This is a genomic window from Paraplanobispora takensis (assembly GCF_016863195.1).
Lineage (GTDB): Bacteria > Actinomycetota > Actinomycetes > Streptosporangiales > Streptosporangiaceae > Planobispora > Planobispora takensis.
On sequence record NZ_BOOK01000130.1, the window covers coordinates 1 to 1,419 of the forward strand.

A 1,419-nucleotide genomic window follows, 5' to 3' on the forward strand; every position below is an offset into this window, starting at 1 on the left:
GGTCACGTCCAGCGAAGTGGTGTATGAGCCGACCTTCGCGTGATCCTATTTCTGCAGGTTAAGCGGTAAGAGTCTGCGGCAGCACGTTCTGCCCCGGTGTGTCGCCGCAGATCAACCGCAGCCGGACCTTGGCCAGCACGTCCAAGCCCATGTAGCGGCGCGCCTCGGTCCATTCATCGGTCTGCTCGGCCAACACCGCACCAACGAGGCGGATGATCGCAGCCCGGTCGGGAAAGATCCCGACCACGTCGGTGCGCCGCCGGATCTCCTTGTTCAACCGCTCTTGCGGATTGTTGGACCAGATCTGCTTCCAGACCTCGCGCGGGAAGGCAGCAAAAGCCAGCAGGTCCTCTCGCGCCGCTTCCAAATGCGTCGCCGCGGCCGGGTACTTGGCCTCCAGGGCATCGATGACCCAGGTGTGCTGGGTGCGCACCGCCTCACTGGTGGGCTGGTCGAAGATGGTACGCACCAAGGTGGCCACCCACGGCTGGGCCGACTTGGGCACGGTGGTGAGCAAATTGCGCAGGTAGTGGGTGCGACAGCGCTGCCAGGACGCACCGGCCAAGGTGGCGCCGATCGCCTCGACCAGGCCGCGGTGGGCATCGGAGATGACCAGCTGCACCCCGGACAGGCCACGGGCCACCAGGGAGCGCAGGAAGCCCAGCCAGCCCGCGCCGTCCTCGGCCGAACTCACCTCCAGCCCCAAGATCTCCCGGCGGCCGTCGGCGTTGACGGCCGTGGCCACCAGCACGTGCACATTGACGGTCCGGCCGCCCTCGCGGACCTTCTGGGTGAGGGCATCCAGCCACACGAACGCATACGGGCCGCCGTCCAGCGGCCGACTGCGAAAGGCCTCCACCTGTCCGTCCAGGGTCTTGGCCATCTCGCTGACCTGGCTTTTGGAGATCCCGGTGACGCCGAGCTGCTCGATCAGCTTGTCGACCCGGCGGGTGGAGACGCCCAGCAGGTAGCTGGTGGCCACCACGCTGATCAGGGCCTGTTCGGCCCGGCGGCGGCGCTGCAGCAGCCAGTCCGGGAAGTAGCTGCCTGAGCGCAGCTTGGGGATGGCCAGCTCCACCGTGCCGGCCCGGGTGTCCCAGTCCCGCTGCCGGTAGCCGTTGCGCCGGTTGATGCGCTCGTCGTGGCGTTCGCCGTAGCCGGCGCCGCAGAGGCTGTTGGCCTCGGCCGACATCAATGCCTCGGCCATGGTCTTCACCATGGATCGCAACAGATCCGGGTCGTTGGTCTGGATCTGCTCCGCCAGCCAGGCGGTGGGGTCCACACTGTTGTTCGCGGCCATCGCTTGCTTCTCCTTCGATCTTGATGTCGCAATCACGAAGGATCACGCGATGGCCGTCTCCATGTCCGGCGCCACGCCTGCTAGCTGGGGAAACTCTTACACCACTTCCATGGACGCAA

Annotated in this window: 1 protein-coding gene; it reads right to left on the reverse strand. The window is 66.7% G+C overall.

The genetic code is table 11. The features are described 5' to 3' along the window. Positions 1 to 58: 58 nt before the first annotated feature. Entirely contained in the window at positions 59 to 1,300 is a 1,242-nt protein-coding gene (locus tag Pta02_RS40745; protein WP_203880407.1) for an IS256 family transposase, read from the reverse strand. Positions 1,301 to 1,419: the final 119 nt, after the last annotated feature.

Excerpts from the sequence above, each read along its gene's own strand:
- Pta02_RS40745 (WP_203880407.1), bottom strand. The coding sequence starts at position 1,300 with ATGGCCGCGAACAACAGTGTGGACCCCACCGCCTGGCTGGCGGAGCAG.